Below are 2,049 nucleotides of genomic sequence, written 5' to 3' on the forward strand. Positions count from 1 at the left end.
AAAATTGGTTCTCTTAAAGAAATAATTCTCCAACGAGTGGGAAATTTTTATTATGGCAGTGATAATGTCACGATTGAATCTAAGGTACGAGACCTCTTAAAGGAAAAGGAACTTACAATCGGCGCTGCAGAAAGTCTTACAGGCGGAAAGTTTATTGAGCATCTCATTGGATTGCCAGGAGCTTCTTCCGTTTGTCAGGGCTGTTTAGTCGCTTACACACCCGAAACAAAAGAACGGGTTATACAAGTTCCTAAATTTATCATCAAGGAATATGGAACGATCAGCTATGAATGTGCAGAGGTTATGGCATTGAATGCTCAAAACTTGCTGCAAGCGGATATTTCTATCAGTTTCACAGGTGTGGCTGGCCCTGATTCTAGTGAAGGCCGCGACCCAGGAACTGTCTTTATAGGACTTCAACTCGGTGAAGAAAAGCCCGCAGTCGAGCAGTATTATTTTGATGGAAGCCGTGACAAGATAAGAAATCGGGCCGTGAAGAAAGGGTATGAACTTCTTTTTCATAAGCTGAAAAATACAATATAGATATGCGATTACATGCGGTATTTCAATTTTCTTCTAAAGGAAATAGGAGTATCGCATGTTTGTTTAATAAAAAAAGGGAACATTTATTCGCTTTTTTAGTTGGCAAACCGAATAAAACAAGTTATGATAAGAGTAGAAATTTTGAAAGGCGGTATAGCATGAGTGATCGTAAACAAGCATTAGATATGGCGTTGCGCCAGATAGAAAAGCAATTCGGTAAAGGCTCCATCATGAAATTGGGAGAGAACGCGGAGCAAAAAATTAATACCGTTCCAAGTGGATCGCTTGCACTTGATGTAGCGTTAGGTGTTGGAGGATACCCTCGTGGGAGAATCGTAGAAATATATGGTCCGGAATCATCAGGTAAGACGACTGTAGCTCTTCACGCGATCGCAGAAGCACAGCGAAAAGGTGGACAAGCTGCATTCATCGATGCCGAGCACGCGTTGGATCCTGTCTATGCTAGAAATTTAGGCGTGAATATTGATGAGCTGTTACTATCTCAACCGGATACAGGCGAACAAGCATTAGAGATCGCAGAAGCTCTAGTACGCAGTGGTGCTGTGGATATGGTCGTTATCGACTCTGTAGCTGCCCTTGTACCTAAGGCCGAGATTGAAGGGGAAATGGGAGACGCTCACGTTGGACTGCAAGCACGATTGATGTCCCAAGCTCTTCGTAAACTTTCCGGTGCTATCAATAAGTCGAAAACAACGGCTATTTTTATTAACCAGATTCGTGAAAAAGTTGGTGTTATGTTCGGTAATCCGGAAACGACTCCAGGTGGCCGTGCGCTTAAATTCTATTCTTCTGTACGTCTGGAAGTCCGCCGAGCAGAAACATTGAAACAAGGCAATGAAATGGTCGGAAATAAGACGAGGTTGAAGGTAGTTAAGAACAAAGTAGCGCCTCCATTCAAGCAGGCAGAAGTTGATATCATGTACGGGGAAGGAATCTCAAGAGAAGGAGAACTTCTAGACATCGGGTCGGATCTTGACCTGATCCAGAAGAGTGGCTCATGGTATTCTTACAATGATGATCGCCTGGGACAGGGCCGCGAAAATGCGAAACAATACTTGAAAGAGAATGTGGAAGTATATGAAGAAGTGAAACGTTTAATCCGCGATCACTATGGTATGGAGAAGGATGAGGAAGATAAAGCTTCTAACTCCGAAAGCCAAGAAACGCTGGATGTGTAAATTCTTTATCAAAAAAAGCAGTGCCATTTTCTTGGCGCTGCTTTTTTCTTAGTGTAAATATAGATGCCGTTTTCATTGTGAAGTTATATTTTATGGGGTGAAAAAAGACTGATATTTTAAAATATTTCAAAATAGTCGAAGGATAGATTTGACGATTCCTTGACATTAAGCATAGTCAAGCATAAAATGAATGTGTATCATTTTCATCTTTATACCCTTATTTTAACTAAATGAAAACTGAAAATGAAACGTTTGTAATTACCGACAAACGGACCAAGTTCATAGCAAGAGGAGGTGAAAATATGGA

2 protein-coding genes are annotated in these 2,049 nt (G+C 41.2%); both read left to right on the forward strand.

Annotation, left to right across the window (positions count from 1 at the left end; translation table 11 throughout):
• The coding region (locus LD39_RS20770; RefSeq protein ID WP_035553283.1) for a nicotinamide-nucleotide amidohydrolase family protein at window positions 1-543 on the forward strand (543 nt) is incomplete at its 5' end.
• Window positions 544-701: 158 nt separating this feature from the next.
• Complete coding sequence (gene recA / locus LD39_RS20775; RefSeq protein ID WP_035553286.1) at window positions 702-1,742, forward strand: recombinase RecA; 1,041 nt, start codon at window positions 702-704, stop codon at window positions 1,740-1,742.
• Window positions 1,743-2,049: the final 307 nt, after the last annotated feature.

Source organism: Halobacillus sp. BBL2006 (genome assembly GCF_000786645.1).
GTDB lineage: Bacteria > Bacillota > Bacilli > Bacillales > Halobacillaceae > Halobacillus.